20 protein-coding genes are annotated in these 19093 nt (G+C 70.6%); 7 read left to right on the top strand and 13 right to left on the bottom strand.

What is annotated here, in order from left to right; translation table 11 throughout:
* Positions 1-225 precede the first annotated feature (225 nt).
* Positions 226-792: a hypothetical protein gene (locus F6W97_RS00640; RefSeq protein WP_155368097.1), complete on the bottom strand. Its 567-nt coding sequence runs from the start codon at positions 790-792 to the stop codon at positions 226-228.
* A gap of 299 nt (positions 793-1091) precedes the next feature.
* Here F6W97_RS00640 and F6W97_RS00635 point away from each other — a divergent pair, with 299 nt between their 5' ends.
* A complete protein-coding gene (locus F6W97_RS00635; protein WP_155368096.1) occupies positions 1092-1775 on the top strand; it encodes a rhomboid family intramembrane serine protease in 684 nt (227 codons plus the stop codon).
* 27 nt (positions 1776-1802) lie between these two features.
* Here F6W97_RS00635 and F6W97_RS00630 read toward each other — a convergent pair whose 3' ends face one another.
* Both F6W97_RS00630 and F6W97_RS40365 read right to left on the bottom strand, forming a co-directional pair.
* The gene (locus F6W97_RS00630; protein WP_230686291.1) at positions 1803-2945 is read right to left on the bottom strand and encodes a ThiF family adenylyltransferase; all 1143 of its coding nucleotides are present in this window, start codon (positions 2943-2945) and stop codon (positions 1803-1805) included.
* Between the two features lie 11 nt (positions 2946-2956).
* Positions 2957-3580, bottom strand: coding sequence for a GNAT family N-acetyltransferase (locus F6W97_RS40365; RefSeq protein WP_155368095.1), 624 nt, complete (start codon positions 3578-3580; stop codon positions 2957-2959).
* 503 nt (positions 3581-4083) lie between these two features.
* Between F6W97_RS40365 and F6W97_RS00620 the strand changes: the two genes are divergently transcribed.
* Positions 4084-4971 (top strand): phosphotransferase family protein, encoded by an 888-nt coding sequence (locus F6W97_RS00620; RefSeq protein ID WP_269059663.1) that lies wholly within the window; start codon positions 4084-4086, stop codon positions 4969-4971.
* 53 nt (positions 4972-5024) lie between these two features.
* Here the strand turns inward: F6W97_RS00620 and F6W97_RS00615 are convergent, their stop codons facing one another.
* Positions 5025-5681: a tetratricopeptide repeat protein gene (locus F6W97_RS00615; RefSeq protein WP_155368093.1), complete on the bottom strand. Its 657-nt coding sequence runs from the start codon at positions 5679-5681 to the stop codon at positions 5025-5027.
* Positions 5682-5972: 291 nt separating this feature from the next.
* Here F6W97_RS00615 and F6W97_RS00610 point away from each other — a divergent pair, with 291 nt between their 5' ends.
* Both F6W97_RS00610 and F6W97_RS00605 read left to right on the top strand, forming a co-directional pair.
* Positions 5973-8582: a glycoside hydrolase family 97 protein gene (locus F6W97_RS00610; protein WP_155368092.1), complete on the top strand. Its 2610-nt coding sequence runs from the start codon at positions 5973-5975 to the stop codon at positions 8580-8582.
* Positions 8583-8805: 223 nt separating this feature from the next.
* A complete protein-coding gene (locus tag F6W97_RS00605) occupies positions 8806-9384 on the top strand; it encodes a tetratricopeptide repeat protein (RefSeq protein ID WP_155368091.1) in 579 nt (192 codons plus the stop codon).
* A gap of 568 nt (positions 9385-9952) precedes the next feature.
* Here F6W97_RS00605 and F6W97_RS00600 read toward each other — a convergent pair.
* The 5 genes from F6W97_RS00600 to F6W97_RS00580 form a co-directional block, all read right to left on the bottom strand.
* Positions 9953-10105 (bottom strand): hypothetical protein, encoded by a 153-nt coding sequence (locus F6W97_RS00600; RefSeq protein WP_155368090.1) that lies wholly within the window; start codon positions 10103-10105, stop codon positions 9953-9955.
* Between the two features lie 74 nt (positions 10106-10179).
* The gene (locus F6W97_RS00595) at positions 10180-10470 is read right to left on the bottom strand and encodes a hypothetical protein (protein WP_155368089.1); all 291 of its coding nucleotides are present in this window, start codon (positions 10468-10470) and stop codon (positions 10180-10182) included.
* Positions 10471-10548: 78 nt separating this feature from the next.
* Positions 10549-11097, bottom strand: a complete 549-nt coding sequence (locus tag F6W97_RS00590) for a sugar O-acetyltransferase (protein WP_155368088.1) — start codon at positions 11095-11097, stop codon at positions 10549-10551.
* Between the two features lie 290 nt (positions 11098-11387).
* Complete coding sequence (locus F6W97_RS00585) at positions 11388-12266, bottom strand: hypothetical protein (RefSeq protein WP_155368087.1); 879 nt, start codon at positions 12264-12266, stop codon at positions 11388-11390.
* Positions 12267-12280: 14 nt separating this feature from the next.
* Positions 12281-12946 carry a hypothetical protein gene (locus tag F6W97_RS00580; RefSeq protein ID WP_155368086.1) on the bottom strand — a complete coding sequence of 222 codons (666 nt, stop codon included), beginning with the start codon at positions 12944-12946 and terminating at the stop codon, positions 12281-12283.
* Between the two features lie 273 nt (positions 12947-13219).
* On the opposite strand from F6W97_RS00580, the gene F6W97_RS00575 reads away from it, so the two are divergent.
* Together F6W97_RS00575 and F6W97_RS00570 are read left to right on the top strand one after the other, a co-directional pair.
* Positions 13220-13627, top strand: coding sequence for a hypothetical protein (locus tag F6W97_RS00575; protein WP_155368085.1), 408 nt, complete (start codon positions 13220-13222; stop codon positions 13625-13627).
* 253 nt (positions 13628-13880) lie between these two features.
* Positions 13881-14294 carry an SRPBCC family protein gene (locus F6W97_RS00570; protein WP_196278912.1) on the top strand — a complete coding sequence of 138 codons (414 nt, stop codon included), beginning with the start codon at positions 13881-13883 and terminating at the stop codon, positions 14292-14294.
* A 176-nt stretch (positions 14295-14470) separates the two neighbouring features.
* Here F6W97_RS00570 and F6W97_RS00565 read toward each other — a convergent pair whose 3' ends face one another.
* Both F6W97_RS00565 and F6W97_RS00560 read right to left on the bottom strand, forming a co-directional pair.
* On the bottom strand, positions 14471-15862 hold the full coding sequence (locus tag F6W97_RS00565; protein ID WP_230686289.1) for a lamin tail domain-containing protein: 1392 nt from the start codon (positions 15860-15862) through the stop codon (positions 14471-14473).
* Between the two features lie 187 nt (positions 15863-16049).
* On the bottom strand, positions 16050-16526 hold the full coding sequence (locus F6W97_RS00560) for a nitroreductase/quinone reductase family protein (RefSeq protein WP_155368083.1): 477 nt from the start codon (positions 16524-16526) through the stop codon (positions 16050-16052).
* Positions 16527-16976: 450 nt separating this feature from the next.
* Here F6W97_RS00560 and F6W97_RS00555 point away from each other — a divergent pair, with 450 nt between their 5' ends.
* Positions 16977-18233 (top strand): hypothetical protein, encoded by a 1257-nt coding sequence (locus tag F6W97_RS00555; protein ID WP_155368082.1) that lies wholly within the window; start codon positions 16977-16979, stop codon positions 18231-18233.
* On the opposite strand, the gene F6W97_RS00550 is transcribed toward F6W97_RS00555, so the two are convergent.
* Positions 18221-18724, bottom strand: a complete 504-nt coding sequence (locus F6W97_RS00550; protein ID WP_155368081.1) for an SRPBCC family protein — start codon at positions 18722-18724, stop codon at positions 18221-18223. The two genes, F6W97_RS00555 and F6W97_RS00550, sit on opposite strands and share 13 nt — an antisense overlap.
* A complete protein-coding gene (locus tag F6W97_RS00545) occupies positions 18721-19047 on the bottom strand; it encodes an ArsR/SmtB family transcription factor (RefSeq protein ID WP_230686287.1) in 327 nt (108 codons plus the stop codon). Before F6W97_RS00545 ends, F6W97_RS00550 begins: the two co-directional genes overlap by 4 nt.
* Between the last annotated feature and the right edge of the window lie 46 nt (positions 19048-19093).

The raw sequence follows: 19093 nt of genomic DNA, 5'->3' as shown, positions 1-19093 counted from the left end.
CCACTCGCCGCCCGCTCGCGATAGGCAGGTTCGTGATAAACCTGTCGATCGATCACCGGCCCGGGCCGAGCAAGGCGCACGGGCGCCCGCGCGCCGGCGCCCGGCCGGCCGACATTGTTCCTCGCCGGCCGGCGGCCGCTTCGGCCCGCACTCCCCGCGGCCGCCGCACGCCCGCACACCCCGCTGGGCCTGCAACCCGCCCTGCCGGCCCAGGCCAGGGACCCCTCAGCGGTTGCACTTCCAGACGACCGAGCCGGCCAGCTTGCCGCCCTTGCTGTCGGCGAGGCCGGTGAAGGTCCAGCTGCCGCCGGCCGTGTCGACCTTGACGCTGGAGGTGCTCGCACCGTTCAGCCGGAACACCCCGCCCGGAGCCGCCAGCAGTGTGTTGATCTCGACGCCGCTGCTCGTCTTGCGCTCGATCGCCGCGGCGTCGTAGGTGGCCGGCCCGGTGTAGCCGGTCAGGGTCACGTTGACGGTCGGTGTGACGCCCTGGTCCAGCTTCACGAGAAAGATCTTCGGAAGCACGAAGCGGTCGTCCTTGCCCTTGACGTACTCCGCGCAGGTCTTCGGGAAGGTCGCTCCGCCGAGGTTCGGGAACTCCGTGTCCACCACACCCTTGAGCGTCGCCGCCCCGGTCACGTCGAAGGTCACGGTCAGCGGCGGCTTCTTCGCGCCGCTGTCGCCGCCGCCGGTGGTGGCGGCGGGCGGCTTGTCGCCGCTCGGCGCCGGGGCCTCGTCGCCGCAAGCGGTCACGGAAAGCAGCGTCGCTCCGGTGGCCGCCGCCAACAGCATCGCCCTGGTATATCCACGCATGTCGCATCTCCCGTGCACTGCTGGCGGAGTTCTTCCGCCCAGGTGATCGACACTAGGTCCGCCTGCCGGGCCCCGAATCGGTGCTAGCACCGTATTTCGGCTCCGTGGTCCCCTTTCCGTCAGCGGCCGGGCGGTTCAGCCCGCCGCCGGTGGCCCGGCTCCGTCCGGCCACGCGCCTTCGAACCCGTCGACGCCCGCCACAGCGGCGGCCAGTCGCGCCGCCTCGGCCGGCGGTGCGCACCCTCGTGCGCGAGCAGCCGCGGCCATAGGATGCCGGCATGCGGCCATTCCCCCGCGTCACCGCCGTCGTCCTGCTGCTGACCGCGGTGCCGAGCCTGCTGCAGTTCGCCTACCCGGCGCTGTTGACGAGCCTGCGGCGCGACCCGGCCCTCATCGCCGACGGCCAGCTCTGGCGGCTGGTCACGTCCTCGCTCGTGCAGGACAGCGGGATCCCCGGCACCGTCAGCAACCTCGGCTTCCTACTGGTGCTCGGGTGGCTGGCGGAGCGGGCCGTCGGCCCGGGCCGGTGGCTGCTGTTCTTCCTCGGCGGCGTCGCCCTCGGCCAGGTCGGCGGCATGCTGTTCGACACCATCGGCGCAGGCAGCTCGCTCGGGCTCTGCGGCCTGGCCGGCGGCACCGCGGTCGCCGCGTGGCACGGCCGCGACCCGCTGCCCGCCGCGGTCGGCACCCTGTACGCGCTTCTCGTCGCCGCGGCGGCCGTGCCCAGCCTGTGGACTTTCGTGGCAGCCGCGGCGCTGGCCGGGATGCTCCTCAGCCGGCGCAACCTGTTGCCCCGCTGGACGTACGGCCTGGTGGCCCTGATGGTGGGTGCGGGCCTGACGGTGATCGCGGACCTGCACGGCCCGGCGCTGCTGGGCGGGCTCGCCGCCGGCGGCCTCGCCTACCGTTCGCGACCGCAGGCATCGCCGCGGACGAGCATCGACGTACCCCTGGTGAGCTGACCGTCCGGTCGGTGGGGCGCTGCGCGGTCATAGGCCGTCGACCCGCACCGGGTCGGCACCGGCGCCGTCGCGGATCAGCAGATCCAGGTCGACGTAGAAGCGGCCCGACTCGCGCAGCTCGCCCAGCAGCACCCGGCGGGCGACGTCGGCGACCAGAGCCCCGCCGAGGCTGACCCCGGAGGCCAGCTGCGGCCAGCTGCTCAGCTCGACGCCGATGCGCGGGATCGACGCGGCCAGCTTGGGGCTGATCTCGCCGATCATCTTGAGCACGCTGTCGACCACCTCGGCCCGGCTGAGGTCGGCCAGGTCCGCCGACCCGATCGGGCCGAGGACGCCGTGCAGCAGCGGCCGGTCGGGCTCCAGGTCGTAGCGTTCGATGTCGAGCATGCCCCGGTCGTTGGTGTCCATCAGGACCGGGATGCGGCAGGTTCGCGCCCATTCGCGGGCGGCCAGCTTGATGCGCGGCTCGTCGCACTCCTCGACCAGCAGGTCGATCGGGCCACTGCCGCCGAGGAAGAACCGCTTGATGTTGTTGTCGTGCAGCCCGTCGGGATAGACGTCCACGTCGAGGTAGGGGTCGAGTTCGAACAGCTGCCGGGCCGCGATGACGGTCTTGTTGACGCCGAGCTCGTGCACCCCGGCGCGCAGCCGGTTGAGGTTGGACAGGGCCAGGGTGTCGAAGTCCGCCAGGGTGAACGCGGTCGCGATCCCCTCGGTGGCCAGGGTCAGCGCAGCGCTGTTGCCGACCGACAGCCCGATGACGCCGATGCGGCGGCCCGCGAGGCTGCGCTGCTGCTCCCGGCTGATCTTGCCCCGGTTGCGGTCGGTGCGCAGCGCCCGGAAGTCGTCGCGGTCCAGCAGATGGACCAGCCGCCCCGACCACGGGTAGAACACCCAGGCGCCGGCCCGCCACGGCTCGGTGCCGGCCAGGTGCTCCGCCGCGAGCCGGGCGAGCTGGTCGCGGTCACCTTTCAGCGGCGGGTGCAGCGCGGCGACCAGGTCGGTCACCTGCTCGGCGAAGGTGTCGCAGACGTCGCGCACCCGCCCCGAGACTAGCAGCGCCTCGAACCGCTGCCGGTCGCCGTCGCCGCCCAGCCGGAACAGCTCGGGTCGCCAGGCGAGCACGTCGCCTTCGCGTTCCTGCCGGGCCAGCAGGTCCGGGATCGTCACCTTTGCTCCTTCTACGCGAGCCCGGCGGGGCCGGAGGCCGACAGGGCCGCCGGGACGGTCGACTCCATGATGGACACCTCTGGTCCGTCCGGCTTCCACTCGTGGGCCAGGACGGAGTAGCTGACCACGTCGTGCCAGACGCCGTGGGTGTGGAACAGCTCCCGCATGAACCCTTCCTGGACCAGGCCCAGCCGGGTCATCCGCTCGTGCATGCGCAGGTAGTCGGTGCGCCGGCCACCCCAGATGCGGTGCAGGGCGAGCGGGCCGAACCCGTACGCCATGAGCAGGCGGGAGGCGGTCACGCCGCGGCCCACACCCGGGGATTCGGGGATCACGATGAGCCCGCCGAGCATCGCGTTGCGGCCGTACTCCTCGACCAGCAGCCGGACCACCCCGACCAGGTCGGGTGCGCCGTCGACGGTGATGGCCAGGGTGTACTGGGTACGGGGCGTGCGGCGGGCCGCGGCCAGGTGCGCCTTGAGCGCCTCGGGCACCTGGTCGGCCGCCAGCTTGTCGAATCCCATGAACTGGGTAAGGTCGGCATCGGTGTAGAGCCGCGTCAGCGCGGGCAGGTCCTGCTCGCACAGCTCCCGCAGGACGATGTCACCACCGTCGATGGTCACCGGAAAGGGCACTCGACACCCCTATGGTCTGCTGATCCCCATGGCCATGACTTCGATGTCCGCCGATCTTTTGCAGCGTAGGGGATGCACCGGGGAGCCGCCTCGGCCGGCCGGGTAGGGCCATCGAGCCGCGTCGACACCACAGACCGCCCGCGCAGTCGATGCGACGGCGCGGGCACCTGGCACCCATCGGCCCGACGGCCGATGCCGCGTCACGTGTCCGATGGTTGCCGGAATCCCGGGTGGACACGGCGGTGAGGTTCTGCTGCTGGGCCACGTGCGCGAGCAGCGCCCGCAGGGTGACGCGCTCTTCGGGGGTGAGCGCGGCGCCCAGGTCGTCGTCGTGCGCTTTGCCGACGGCGCCCAGCTGCCGCAGCAGCTGCTGACCGGCGTCGGTCAGGTGCAGGGCATAGGAACGGCGCTGCGAAGGCCTCCTTCTCCAGGTCGAGCCCGGAGAGGGAGGCGCCTAGAATCCGTGGGTGGACCTTTCGCATCTCGGCGCGCCGATCAGGCCGATGGTCCGCGTCCACGGCGGGTTCGCCAACCGGATGTACCGGCTCGACACCGACCAAGGGTCGTTCGCGGTCAAGGAGCTGAACCTCGCCGACCGCCGCTGGACCTATCGCGTCGAGGACGTGTTCAGGTTCGAGCGGGCGGCCTTCGCCGCCGGCATCCCGATGCCAGAACCGATCTCGACCGGCCCCGACACGCTCGTTCACCGCTGGGTCGAGGGAGAAAAGGTGCCCGAAGCGCCGGTGTCGGCGGCGTACGCGTTCGAGATCGGTGAGATCCTGGCGCGCATCCACGCGCTCGACGTCGCGTGGACCGAGGTGTCGAGCGAGGACCCGACGCCACGCGACTGGCCCGAGCTCGCCGCGCGGGCGGCGGCGACCGGACAGCCGTGGGCCGGCGAACTCGCCTCTCACGTCGAGACGTTCCTCGCGATTGCCCACTTCGTCGACACCTGCGAACGGCCGGGCCCCGTCGTGCTGACCCACAAGGACATCCAGCCGTGGAACCTGCTCGCCAGGCAGGGCCGGCCGGTGGTGCTCGACTGGGAGCTCTCGGGGATGCTCGACCTGTCCGGCGAGCTAGGCTCGACCGCGCTGAGCCTCGCGAAGGGGCCTGGCTTCGACGACATCAGGCCCGCCGTCTTCCGCTCCGTCCTGGACGGCTATGTCGCGGGGGGCGGAGCGCTGCCGCCGTCAGGTCCGAGCTGGTTCGCGTACATGATCGGCGGCTGGCTGGGGCACACGAGGTGGAACATCCTGCGGTGCCTCGCCGGCGTCGAGGCGAACACCGGCCCTGAGCTCGCGCTGTCGCAGCGGTCCGCGCGCAACGGCGTGCGCGGCCTGCCCGACCTGTTCGGCCGCCTTCCTGAGCTTGAGGCGCTGCTCGGGTGACGGTGACCCGCGTCTGTGTTCGACACCCCGCCCGACCACCTACCAGCCATGCCTCATATCGCCGTTCTGGCCTGCTCGATGTTTCGCATGATGGCGTGGGCGCCGTGCTCGCGGGCGATGGCGTGCGCCTCGTCGAGTGTGGCGAGCGCGTCGGCGCGGCGGTCCTGGGTGGCGGCGATGAAGGCCAGGCCGATCATGTTGGAGGCCACGCCCGGCAGGTTTCCGATCTCCCGACGTAGTCGTGACGACTCCGCCAGCCGCCCGTGCGCCTCGTCGAGCCGGCCGGCGGCGTGCGCGGCGATGCCCAGGTGCCGCAGCGCCTCGGCCCAGGTCGGCTTGTCGCCGGCCTGCGCCGCCAGCAGGCAGGATCGCTCCAGGTACGGAACCGCGGTCTCGTTGTCACGCCGGATGAACTGGTGCAGGCAACCGATCCAGAACAGTGCCTCGGCCTCGCCGCGCGTGTCGCCCAGTGCCCGGTACAGGTCGAGCGCGCGCTCGAACAGCGCGAGTTCAGCCGGATCCTCGCCGGACGACGAGCCGGCGTCCGCGCTCTGGAACCGCGCGTGCAGGATCTTCCCCCGGGCCACCGCGGTATCGGCCTCGACCGCGGCCAAGCCCTGTTCGGCGTCGTCCAGCGCGCTGACGTCCCCCGCGTACACCGCCCGCCGGTAGACCTCCCCGGCCCGTTCGATCCGATCGTCGATGCTCATCGCCGCCCCCGCTGGCCTCGCCACTGCGTGTTGAATCCAGCAGTCTAGTGCGACCCGCCCTGGGCACGACGGAGCGATTCCCGACAGGACGGTGCTTTCGCCCGCGAGAGTTGCCGTCATGGCAGCTGCGGCGACTCCGGGCGCGAGGTGAAACTCGAGCCGCACATCCACGTTTGTCACTTGTTCAATATTGTAAGGATGTGGTGAAATCAGACGCGCTTTTCCGAGAGCTCATGAGAACGCACGTCACGGCGGACGTGTTGACCCGTCATCGCCCCTGAAGGAGACGGCATGATCCGCCGCAGGCTCCGCGCGTGCATCGCGCTGCTCACCGCCCTGGCCGCAAGCGCAACCGCGGTCATCCTCACCCCCACCGCCGCGACAGCCGCCACCACCTGGACGGTCACCGGGCCGTCCGGTGCGATCTCCGCAGAGGTCACGCTCGACAGCGGCATGCTCACCTTCGGCGCGTCGAGCCGGGGCAGCGCCGTACTGCTGCCCTCGCCCATCGGCATCGAGACCGCCGCCGCAGACCTCACCCGCAACCTGGTCTTCACCGCGCGCGCCGACCAGTCGGTCACCGAGTCCTACACGATGCCGACCGGCAAGAAACGCAGCCCGCAGACCACCTACACCCAGGCGACGCTGTCGTTCACCGGCACGGCCGGCGCACGGCTCGACGTCGTGGTGCGTGTCTCCGACGCCGGGGCCGCCTACCGTTACCTCCTGCCGGGCAGCGGCCCGGTCACCGTACGCCGGGAGGCCTCGTCCTGGACCCTGCCGGCCTCGGCGCCGGCCTGGTTGGTCCCGCCGGACATCGAGGACCAGGGGGTGTGGTTCGAGACGACGGCCGGTGGCGCCGCGTCGAACAACTACGGCGTGCCCGCCCTGTTCGACGTGGGCGGCGTCTTCGCCCTGCTCGCCGAGTCCGATCTGGACGGGCGGTACGCGTCGAGCGCGCTGTCCCACCAGGCCGGCTCCAGCACCTACACCACCTCGATCACCGCGGCTCCGGTCACCGCCACCCTGCCGCTGGCGACACCGTGGCGCACGGCGGCGATCGGCGATCTGAAGACCGTCACCGAGTCGACCATCGTCGACGACCTCTCGGCCCCGGCCAGGTTCGCCGACACCTCGTGGATCAAGCCGGGCACGGTGGCCTGGTCCTGGCTGACCGAGCACGCCAGCCCGGCCGACGCCGCCCGGCAGCGGCAGTACGTCGACTTCGCCCAGCGCAACGGCTGGAGCTACGTCCTCATCGACGAGGGCTGGCAGTCGAGCTGGCTGCCGGGCGTGGTCACCTACGCCCGGGACCGGGGCGTCGGGGTGATCGTCTGGTTCAACTCGGCCGACCTGCAGACCGCCCAGCAGCGCGAGGCTTGGCTGCCGCTGGTCAAGAGCTGGGGCGTCGCCGGCGTGAAGATCGACTTCAGTTACCAGTTCACCCAGCCCACCCTGAAATGGTACGACGCCGTGCTCGCCCGCACGGCCGAGCTGAAGCTGATGGCCAACTTCCACGGCAGCGCCACCCCGCGCGGCATGCAGCGCACCTGGCCCCACGTCATGACAGCCGAGGCGGTCTTCGGCGCCGAGCAGCAGCAGAACCGGGCCGCCCTCAACACGATGCTCCCCTTCACCCGCAACGCCATCGCCGGCATGGACTTCACCCCGGTCACCTTCAGCGTCAACCGCGACACCACCGACGCCCACGAGCTCGCGACCGCTGTGGTCTTCGAGTCCGGCTGGCAGCACGACGCCGACAACCCGGCCAGCTACGAGGCCCGACCCGACGCACTACGCATCCTCAACCAGCTCCCCGCGGCCTGGGACGAGACCCGGCTGCTCGGCGGTCGCCCCAACCGGGAGGCCTACGTCGCCCGGCGCAACGGCACGAAGTGGTACGTCGGCGGCATCTCCGCCCTCGCCGCGAAGACGTTCCAGACCCCGCTCGCCTTCCTCGGCACCGGCCAGTGGCTCGCCGAGACCGTCCGGGACGGCTCGGGCGGCCTGCTCCGCGAGACCAGGGTCGTCACCAGCACAGCGACCCTCTCCGTGCCACTGGCGACCCGGGGCGGCTTCGCCACCGTGCTCTGTCCCTACACCGCGGGAATGCTGAGCTGCGGCACCGGCGATCCGGGCGGCATCCTCAAGGGCCAGGAGTCCGGCATCTGCGCCGACGTGCCCGGCAACAGCCAGACCAACGGCACGGCCGTCGCCCTGTGGGACTGCCACGGCGGCGCCAACCAGCGGTGGACGGTGAACCCGGCCGGGCAGCTGCTCGTCTACGGCACCAAGTGTCTGACCGCCGCCGGGACCACCGACGGCTCCGCCGTGCAGATCAACGACTGCACCACGGCCGCCACCCGGCTCTGGACGGTCAACAGCGACGGCTCCGTCGTCAACGCCGCCTCCGGCAAGTGCCTCGACGCGTACGCCAACGGCACGGCCAACGGCACCGCCCTGATCGTATGGAACTGCAACGGCGGCGCCAACCAGAAGTGGCACCGCAACAGCACGCCGGCCTCCCTCAAGGGTGTCGCGTCGGCCCGCTGCGTGGACGTGCCCAACAGCAACCAGGCCAACGGCACCCGGCCCGCGCTGTGGGACTGCCACCGCGCGATGAACCAGACCTGGACCTCCACCCCCGGCAACCAGCTGCGGGTCTTCGACGGCAAGTGCCTGGAGGCGGCCGGCGGCGCCACCGCCGACGGGACCCCGGTGCAGATCCTCGACTGCAACGGCTCGACCGGGCAGCAGTGGCGGGTCCGGTCCAACGGCTGGGTCGTCGGCGTCGGCTCGGGCAAGTGCCTGGACGCCTACGACAACGGCACGGCCAACGGCACCCAGCTGATCCTCTGGCCCTGCGGACCGGGCGACAACCAGAAGTGGAACCGCACCTGACGATCCGAGCCCCTGCCGCCGTCGCGGCCCGCCCTGATGACATCCGTCTGGTGTGGACGCGACGAGGCACGTCATTCTGGTGTCACGGACGGGTACGTGTTTCGCGCCGGTTCACTCCCGACCCCGTCCCATCAATCCCGAGCGAGCCCGGAGGACCCATGGCTGAGGCAGGACGGCTGAAAGCGGCACTCGCGTCTAAAGTCGACCCGACCCGGGATGTTGCATGGACACGGTAGCGGCGCTGACCTGCGTGATGATCATCGGCGGTCCGATCGCCTGGTGGATCATGCGCCGGAGCGCGTCATTCCGCACACCCGCGGCCGCCAACGCCAGCAGGCTCATCATGGCACTCAGCCTGCTGCTGTTCCTGGTGGCCTGCGCGATGCTGCTGTTCTCGGCGATCGGCAGCACGACCCACAACGCGGGTACGTGGCTCTGGCTGGCGGCGGGGTTGCTGACGATCTGGGCGACCGGAGGGTGGCGCTTCGCGCTGCCGGCCATCGTCGAGCGCTGGTCCGCCCGGCATGAGGCAATGCTGACCGCCCAGGCGGAGGCCGGCGACGCGCACGCGGCACACATGCTCGGGCTCGGCCTCAAACTGCGCCGGGACTACGAACCTGCGCGACGATGGCTCCGGGTCGCCGCCGAGGCCGGGCTGACCGACGCCCAGTGGGAACTGGCCCGGCTGCTCGACGAGACCGAAGGGCCCGCGGCGGCGCTGCCCTGGCTCCGGGCCGCCGCCGACGGTGGGCACCTGGCCGCCGGGCAGCTGCTGCGCGGGCCGTACGGCAAGGCCGACTGACGAGAAGGCCGTCAATGCGGCTTAGTAGTCCTGCGGGCTGGAGGGACGGCATGTCGACGACGGTCATCTGCGTAGAGATGATCAGCTTATGGTCCATGCCCGGGTCATACCCCCTTGCCCGGCGCTCAGTCGGTTTCACCGACTCGGCGTGCCCGCCCGTGGCAGGTGGGCACTACGCGCCCTGGTGCAGTGCCGCCAGGATGCCGCTGTGATGCTCGTTCGTTCGGGCACAGGCCAGCGCCACACTGCACGGAAGGTGGCGACCGCACGAGCAACAGCCGTGTGACGCGGGCCGGTGTCCGGCCATCACCGCACGTGCTGCGGACACCTGCTTGCGGGCGGTCTCGACGACACCGGAATGGTTGACCATTGGTGGCTCCTCTCGGCCTGCTGGACCTCCCGAACCTAGGCAAGCTTGGTTACGCGACGTCGCACTCCGTGTGAGATCTGCGCACCCCCCGGGCAACCGGCAGGAATCGCCGGCGACGTGAAGCAAGGGCGAGACAGCCGCCGCCGCTTTGCCTCGCGGGGGGCTGCCTCACCGGCTCAGCCGTGCGTCAGTAGTGCTTCAGCGCTCCCAGGCGCAGTCGGCGTCCTCGTTGTCAGAGGTCGCCAGGTGCACCGAGGCGACGTTGACGGCCTTGCCGGACACCGCGTCGTCCGTGAGCCGCACCACGAACTCGGACGTGATCGACGACCCGCGGCGCGGACACGCGGTCACGATCGCAGCAACCCTGGCGCTCCGGCGGTCGGCCCGGTCGTGCCAGGGTTGTTCTCGGGCATGATGACGGTCCCTCACTCTGCCCGGTGAGCGACGACCTCCCCGGCGGTGATCTGGGGCGGGTTCGGAAGCAGGGACGCCAGATTCTCCTTCACCCAGTCCGCAGCCCGCCTATTCGATTCCTCCGCGCCGTCCCGGCTCTCGAATACGCTCGTCGATACCATTACGCCATTGCCGGCGTCGAACCAGTAATAGGCGATGATGCCCGGAACTGCGCTGATGATCGGGACAAACCCCTCTTTCACGCGCCGTCCTGCCTCACGGGGGTCGGTCACCCCGTCGTAACGACGTACGGTTGCATACATTGCGCCTCCCTTCCCGATCACCGATTCTGGCATATATTGATCACAAATCCTGCTATATAGACCCCTGTTAGGAAACTGCTACGGTTTCAGGCGCTTGCGCTCGACAGCACTTGTCGCGGTGACCACGCTCAGCGGTGGCACGTCCTTGGCGACGACGGCACCAGCGCCGACGACCGAGCCCCGGCCGATCGTCACGCCGGGGGTGACCGTGGCCGCCGCCCCGATCCAGACGTCGTCTTCGATGACGATCGGCGCGTGGGTGATGAAGTCGTGGCGTTCGCCGAGTTCGACGGGGTGTCCGGCCGTGCTCAGGGTCACTCGGGGACCGATCAGGACGCGATCGCCGATGGTGATGCCCCCGTAGTCGAGGAAGAAGCATCCCTGATTGATGAACACACGCTCCCCGAAGGACGCACCGAGCCCGTAGTCGCAGTAGAACGGGGGCAGGATGGACAGCGAATCCGGCACGGGTCTGCCGAAGATCTCGTTCAGCACCGTCCTGCGCCCGTCCAGATCGTCGAACGGCAAAGCGTTGAGGCGCGAGGTCAGGTTCATGACGACCTGTACGCGTACCGCGAAGGCACGTGACTCGGGCGTCCTTACGGCCAGGCGTTTCTCGTTGCGCACGAGCGATTCTGCCACGGCGGGCCGGCGAGGAAGCCGAACAGCAGCGATGCTCCATGGTGATCACGATCTGCCGGCCGGATCAGGCCTGCCACCGGCACGGGCGCAGTCAGCACGCGCGCTTGGCGGCACGCGCCGGCGGCCTGCCACCGTGAGCTTCGGCTCGCGCAGCTCACCGCGCTGCTGTCCGGCCAGGGTGATCCGGCCGCCGTCGGCCCGGTCGGGGCCGGCCGCGCACCGCGGCAGCGTCGAGCGCCCGGCACGGGGCGTGGACCGGTCGGACCGAGCGTTGGTCACAGCGTCTGGCATCGGGCGGCGTACTGCTCGGGTGTGATCGCCACGATGGAGAAGACGCCCTTGTCCGCGCGGCGTACCCGCACCTGCCGGTAGCGCAGCTTCTTGAGCTGGGCCACCTGGTCGGCGGTCAGCTGCTGCCGATCGGCCGGGGTCGGGCACAGCGACGACGCGACCCGGAACGGCCCGGCGTCGTTGCGCAGCAGCTGGGTGTACTTGGCGCCGCCCGCCTCGAAGGCGATCGCGAGGTCGAAGGAGTAGGCGCCGAACAGGGTGTCGAACTGGACGCTGACGGACTCCTTCCGACCCGGTTCGAGGGTGATGGTGCGCTTCTCGAAGAACCAGGTATGCCGACCCTGCGGATCGACCTCGAACGCGCGGGGGGCCGCGGCGTCGAGGTCGAAGCGGAAACTCGGCCCCTCGCCGCCCTCGCTGCCCAGTTCCACCGCCATGCCCAGGGGTGTGCACTCCCGCACGATGTTGACCGGCCGCACATCGTAAACGGTGGCGGCCTGCGCTCCGGCGTTGGTGACCGTGAACGAGAGCAGCCCGCCGCCGCGGGTGAACATGCCCAGCGCGAACAGTTCGTCATTGGGCCGCCGCCGGTCGAACGCGTCAGGCACGGCGGCGAGCAGCTGCTCGGGCAGAGCGTAGTTCCCGCTGCCGTATGGGCCCTGAAAGCCGAGTATCGCTGTGCGCAGCTGTCCCCCGCTGCCGGTCACCGGCTCACGGGCGGGCAGCGGGCAGGACGGCGGCGGTGAGCTCGCCACCGCCGTCCTCGCCGGTGGAACGGGCGGCGGGTCCGCGCTGCCACAGGCACCCGCCGTCACGGCGGCCAGCAGCACCGGCAGCAGCCGGACGGCACGCGTTCTCGTCACGATGCTCCTTCGGGTCAGCCGGACTCGCCGCAGTCGCCGACCGCCGAGACGACCAGCCTCAGCACGCGCAGCTCAGCCGGTGGCGGTGGGGGTTGCTCGGGCAGGGACGCCAGGCCGTCCGGCGCCAGCGTCCACAGCTGTCCGGCGACGCGGAACTGCAGCGTGACCAGGTTGTACGACAGCTGGCTGTCCTGGTCGCGGGCGAAGCCGGCGCTGTCGGGCGGGGCGAGCCGGAACGTGCTGATCGTGCAGGGCGGCAGGTCGCGCAGCTCGGCGGCGGCCGGGCTGCCGCCGTCCAGCATCGCGGCCAGGCGGATGCGCTGCAGCGGGACGGGAGACCTGTTCTGTACCGACACGTCGAGGCCCGCGGGCAGCGTGCTGCTGCTCTCGGCACCGAACTCCGCCCACAGTGCCACCCGCGAGCTGTACACCCGCAGCTGGCGCTCCCTGGCGAGCTGGTTGAGCTCGTGCTGCTGCTCGTTGAGGGCGTGCTGCTGCCGCCAGCCGTCCGCCGAGAACACCAACGCCATGAGGGAGATCAGCAGGGCCAGCGCCGCGACGACGGCACCGCCGATCGCGGCCAGCGCCTGGGTACGGGTGGCGGTGAGCAGCGCGCGCTGCAACTGCCGATCGGCGTCGTCGCCGGGATCCTGCGCTGCGTTCGTCGGCGGTTGCGCCATGGCACTCCGTCGGCCGTCGGGGCGGATGCATCGATCGTATGGCATACGTCCCCTGCGGCGATCCACCGTCCGTGTACATCCCTTCCTTGGTGCTCCTCGGCGACCCGTGCCGCCTGTCGCCCGCCCACGAATGCGCGTGCGGGCAGCTTCGGCCGTTCGGGCGAATACTTGATTGGCTACGGCGTGTGTCCTTGGCTACGGGCGGCGGGCCAGGCACTCTGTAGCCCGTGCTCGGCCGGACCACGCGCCGACGTCTTCTCCGGGGGGTTGGTCATGGACCTGGTACAGGAGTATGTGCGCCGGTATCTGGTCGCGCAGCGGGAGGCCGAGCGCAGTCTCGCGGACGCGATCGACAAGCTGCAGGCGAGCGGGCACCGGATCATCGACGGCGGGCTGACCGGCCAGACCACGTGGGAGTACACCGACTGGCACACCGGGGAGGTCATCGCGAGCGGCGACGACGGCACCCGCGACGACGAGGTGCTGGCGGCGCTGGACCCCGATCAGGTGTTCATCCACATCGGCGACATCGCGCGGCAGTGGGTCGAGCCCGACAATCCGGGGATCCCGCACAGCCTGGCCGGCGCGCTGGAGGACTGGGTCGACCTGTTGAGCACGCCGGACGAGGACATCGCCCGGTTCGTGGGATGGTCGGTGGTGGACGTCGAAGCCGCCAGGTAGCGCGTGCCGTCATCCGGGCAGGGCGGTGCGCCCTGCCCGGATGACGGCAGATCGGTAGGTCCGGACTCGTGTCCGGGCCCGTCACACGATCGGATGATGCGCCAGAGGGGTCGGGTGTGCCGTTATCGGCGTGCTGGATGATCTGCGCGCCGCGGTCCTTCGACCGGTTCAGCACGCCGAGCACCCGGCTTCCCGCCAATACGCCCGAAACAGGCTTTTTTTGCATATGGTCGGTGGGACCAGAGGAGTTGCGGTGACGACCTACCACGCCGAAAAACGCATCAACCACGACGTGACCGATGCCTTCGCCTATCTCGCCGATCCGGCCAACCTGCCGAACTACTTCCCGCGCATCACCTCCGCCAGGCAGGTCGGCCCGGAACTCGTCCAGACGACGGCGGCGGTCGACACCGACGGAGACGGCGACCAGGAGCAGGTCTCAGGCAAGGCCTGGTTCCACGCCGACGAGGCCGCGCACGAGATCACCTGGGGTTCGCCGGAACACAGCGAGTACCACGGCTCGCTGAAGGTCTCCCCCACGGGAGGCGACGCCACCCTGGTCAGCCTGCAGATCGACGCGGCCGACGACCATCCTGGCATCCAGGACGCGCTGGACGAGGCCCTGGACTCGATCGCACAACAGCTCGCGGCGCAGTCCGCCGCCTGACGGCGGTCGCCGGTCCGACGGCGGCGGGACGACCCCGTCGAGCACGGGTTCGGCGGGAGTCCCGGGACCCGGCGATCCGGGCGCGGCCGCGTCCCCGTCGGCGCCCAGCCGGACACGATCGGGTCGCCCGTCGCCGCGCGACGGGCGACCCGGGGGATCAGTCCAGAAGGCCGCTCTCAGCAGGACAGCGTGCCGGAGCGAAGGGCGTGGCTGCTGTCGTTGCCGTCGTCGGACCACAGCACCTGCTTGGCGCCGCCGACGCAGGCGGACTGCGGGGCGATGGCGAAGCCCTCGTTGTTGTAGTTGGACATGCCGGTCGGCCGGTTGTGGGTGCTGGTGGCCACGAACCGGCCCTGCGCGTTCACGGTCAGGGTGGTGGCGCGTCCCGAACAGGTGTCGTCGCAGACGGCCCAGAGCCGACCTGTCGCGGGCTCCCACTCCAGGTCCATGACGGCCGCCTGCCCACCGGCGATCGTGGCGACCCGGGTGAACCCACCACCGGCCTGGTTGAGCGCGTACGCGTAGACGGCCCCGTTGGACTCCAGCCCGACGAGGTAGAGCCCGCTGCCGTGGCCCGGGTAGGTGCTCGGGTCGTAGAGCGCACCGGTGCGCTCGTCGCGGAAACCGGCCGCGACCAGTGCCGCATCCGGCACCCACGTGATGGCCTCGAGGCCGCTGTTGGCCGCTGCGGCGGGCAGGTCGGCGGTGAGGTTCCACTCGGCGGTCGCGTTCAGGCTGGTGGCGGTGCCGGCGGTCGCGTAGCGCAGGACCTTGAGCAGGCTCGTTCCGCTGTTGTTGTTGTCCCGCTCGGTGGCCACCACGACACCGTCCGGGGTCGACACGACGGCCTCGGCGTCCGGGTCACCTGATCCGCTCGCATACCGCAGGGTCTTGCCCGCAGACCAGCCACCGGTGGTGTCGGCCTGCCACAGGGCGCCGTTGGGGACCAGCCGGTACAACTTGCCGGGGCCGTTCTTCACCGCCCACACCACCGACGCGTTCTCGTAGGCCACCCCGCTGAGGTTGGCGCCGAAGAAGCCGGTGGTGTCGGCGTTGGCGACCCCGGAGCCGCCCGGCCAGGCGGCGGGCGGGGGCGGCGGGCACGCGTTCGCCGAGGCCTTGGTGGCCGTGGTGGTGGTCGTGAACGCCCCGGTGCCGTTCGCGCACCGGCCGTAGGTGGTGCCCGCGTGGCTGGTCCAGGTGTAGGAGTCGACCAGGGTGCTGCCACCGGCCTGGTACAGGCGGGCCGAGTCGGCACTGCCGAGGCCGAACGCCGGGTCCACGTCCAGGGCCAGGAACGCGCCCGGTGCCAGGGAAACCCCGGCGGCGATCGTGTACGCGTGGCCGGCGTCGTTGTCCTTGACCACCCAGCCGGACAGGTCGACCGCGGTGGCGCCGATGTTGGTCACCTCGACCCAGTCACCGGGGCTGCCACCGCTCGACTCGACCTCGTTGATGCGGACGTCCGTGGCTGCCGCGTGCGCGGCTGGAACGACGAGGCCGGTGACCGCTGTCCCCAGCAGTACCGCCAGGACGAGTCGAATGCCTGCCCGTGGACCGATTCGCACAGCTGCTTCCTTCCGCAGATACCGCGCGCCCCGACGTGGGCGCGGCGACAGCTTTCATCGCCGCTGCGGCCGCCACCTGAACACGGGTCAAACAGGACCGGTCTTCCGGCTGGCGACTGGTGAGCAGAGGTTCCGGGTCACCTCGCGCGGTGCGTGTTCGGTCCGCCGGCCACCCGACCAGCGCGGATCAGCCGGCGCTGCCCCCGATCTCCGGCAGGCTGCGCGTTTCGAGCACCACCACCGTGGTTTCCCGGGGCCGGCGTGCGGCGTACTCGTCCAGGTTCGCGTCGATGGTGCGCCAGCGGTCCCAGAGCCGTCGCCTTTCGTCGCCCACCGCGGCCCGAGCGGTCACGTGGCGGAACTCGCCGTTGAGTTCTGCCGTCGCTTCAGGACGGGCGAGCAGGTTGAGCCACCAGGCGGGTTCGGCGGCTCCCCAGCCGTTCATGGCCATCGTGACCAGGTTGGGACCGTCCTCGTAGTAGCCGACCAGCACGCTGCGCTCGCGGCCGCTGCGGCGTCCGGTGGTGGTCAGCCGCAGGGTGCCCCAGCCGCCCGGCTTCGGGCGGGACAGTCCCATGCGCCCACCGCTGACGCGATAGATGCCTCGGTGAATCCGCCAGGCCGCGTGGATGACCCACCGGGGCGGGAGCTTTGCCCGTGCCACAGCAGCTCCTTTCTGGGGACGGTGTCAAATATTTTTGACAAGCCCAACGATAGGCCCAGGGTCGCCGCCATGTCAAACAAACTTGACACCACACGAGAAACGGTGGATCGCATCCATACATGGAAGTTCTCGTAACGCCGTTAACTGACGATGGCGCTGCTACGCCGAATTCGCCGGCCCGCTCTGCCGAAGGCGCCCGATCGAGGTGCTCTGGCCACCGACCCCGAGCCGGCCGCAGCGTGGTGCCACGACTGCAATTCGACCGGCGCCAACCGGCAGTCCCGTGTTCTGCCGCGCCCTGAACTGCGGATTCGCACAACGCGAAGGGGGCACGGCGGGACCGCAGACAGAATGTGCATTCGTTGTACGGTCCGATATGTACGCTGCACGGCGCTGCCGCCTCGGAACGGGCGTCACACGACCCACCCCTACCCCCCGCCAGAGGAACCCGTGCCCGCAATCACCCGCCGAAGCGCCCTGAGCCTGTTCGCCGCCGCCGCCGGGCTGGTGGCGATGGAGCCCCTCTCCCCCGCCACGGCAGCCAACGCCGCCTGCGGGTCCATTCCGTCCACCGCCGACCCCGCGGTGCTCGACGCCGTCTACGCCGTCGCCACGGAGCTGGGCGCGAGCGAGCGCGTACTGCTCGCCGGCTTCGAGGCGGGCTGGGTGGAGTCGCACATGAACAACCTCAACTGCGGCGACCGGGACTCCCTCGGTGTCTTCCAGCAGCGGCCCTCGCAGGGCTGGGGCACCGCGGCACAGATCCTGGACGTGCGTTTCGCCAGCAACTCGTTCTTCAGCCGCGCCATCCCGCTGGCCGCGGCCAATCCTTCCTGGACAGCCGGGCAGGTCGCCCAGGGTGTGCAGCGATCGGCCTTCCCGACCCGCTACGACGAGGCCCGGCCCGTCGCCGAGCAACTGCTGGCCCAGGCCCGCGCGGCGGCGGCGCGGCAGGTGTTCGAAGCCGCCAGCAACAACGGCTGGCGGGCGCTGGCCGTGGGCGGCGCCAACGGGCCGGTCACCGGTTCGTCGACGGCGGCGATCGGCGTCGGCGGCACGAAGATCCTTTACAGCCTGCGGGGCGGCCAGGTGTTCGAGGCGGCCAGCAGCACCGGCTGGAACAATCTGTGGACCGGGATCAGCGGCGCACAGGGCACGGCGCTGGCGGCGCTCAACCTCAACAACGTCAAGTACATCTACTCCGTGGTGGGCGGGTACGTGCACGAAGCACACAGCGCCAACGGATGGCGCAACCTCAACACCGGGATCGGCGGGGTCGGCGCCTCGTCGATCTCCGTGATCGCGCTTGACGGGATCAAGTACATCTACAGCATCGTCGGCGGTTACGTCCACGAGGCCAGCAGCGCGAACGGCTGGCGCAACCTCAACTCCGGCGTGCCCGGCTCGGCCGTCGCCGCGATCACGCACGGCTCCACGAAGATCCTCTACGTGGTCAACGGAGGCTCGGTGTACGAGGCGGCCAGCAACGCCGGCTGGGCGAACGTGTGGACCGGGATCTCCGGGGTGTCGAACTCCGGCATCGCGGCAGCCAACAACAACGGTGAAAAGTTGATCTACACGTCGGCAGGCGGGTACATCCACGAGGCGAGCAGCCACATGGGATGGCGCAACCTCAACACCGGCGTGCGAGGCTCCCGGACCAGCGCCATGGCGATCTCCGGGGTGAAGTACCTCTACAGCAACTGATCGCCGGCGCGCCGCTGGTCGACTGCCGCCTTGGCGAACAGCTCGAGGACGGCGCGCCAGTCGCCACCACCGACGAGCGCGTCGCGCATCGCCTGGCCGGCGACAAGGCGCTCGAGGTGGCGGTGTTCGAGATCGACGACGGTCTGCTCGGGCCCGTCCGGGGTGAACCGGATCTCGATCTCGCTGGCGTTGGCGGGCTCGGGGTCGAACTGCCACATCCCGTTGATCTGCCAGGTGACGACGAGGCGGTGCGGCGGCTCCCAGGCCAGCACACGGCCCCAGTCGCACTCGCTGCCGTCGACGCCGCGCTCGTACCAGCGCCCGCCCACGTGGGGTTCGATGACGGCTTCGGCCGGCTCGGCCTGGCCGATGTGGAACTGCGCCGGCCACCAGGTGTTGAACGATCGGGTGAACAGGTCGAACGCCCGCTCGGCGGACACGCCGACGGTGATCTTGCCATGGAGGGGCGGAATCGCGGGTGCGGTGGTCATTGTTTCTCCTGCTCGGATCCGGCGTTGTCGGCAGCCTTCTGGAAGGCCGTGAGCGCGTCTTCCCAGACACGGTCCAGGTAGGCGCGCAGCGCGGTCACTCCGTCGGGGTTGAGCTGGTGGACGCGGCGGGTGCCTTCGGCTCGGCTGACGACCAGGCCGCCGTCCTTGAGCACCCGCAGGTGCTGGGACACCGCGGGCCGGCTGATCGGCAGGCGGGTGGCCAGCTCGCCCACGGAGCACGGTTGCCGGGCCAGCAGCTCGAAGATCGCACGTCGGGTCGGGTCGCCGAGCAGGCCCAGTCCAGGATCTCCGTAAGCGTCCACGAACGGTAAGCTTAGACTTACGGAGTCGTCCGGGCAATACCGTGTC

The organism is Catellatospora vulcania, from assembly GCF_009720385.1.
In the GTDB taxonomy this organism is placed as follows: Bacteria; Actinomycetota; Actinomycetes; order Mycobacteriales; family Micromonosporaceae; genus Catellatospora; species Catellatospora vulcania.
The sequence above is the reverse complement of the archived record's forward strand: the minus strand, read 5'-3'. Positions and strand labels throughout refer to the sequence as shown.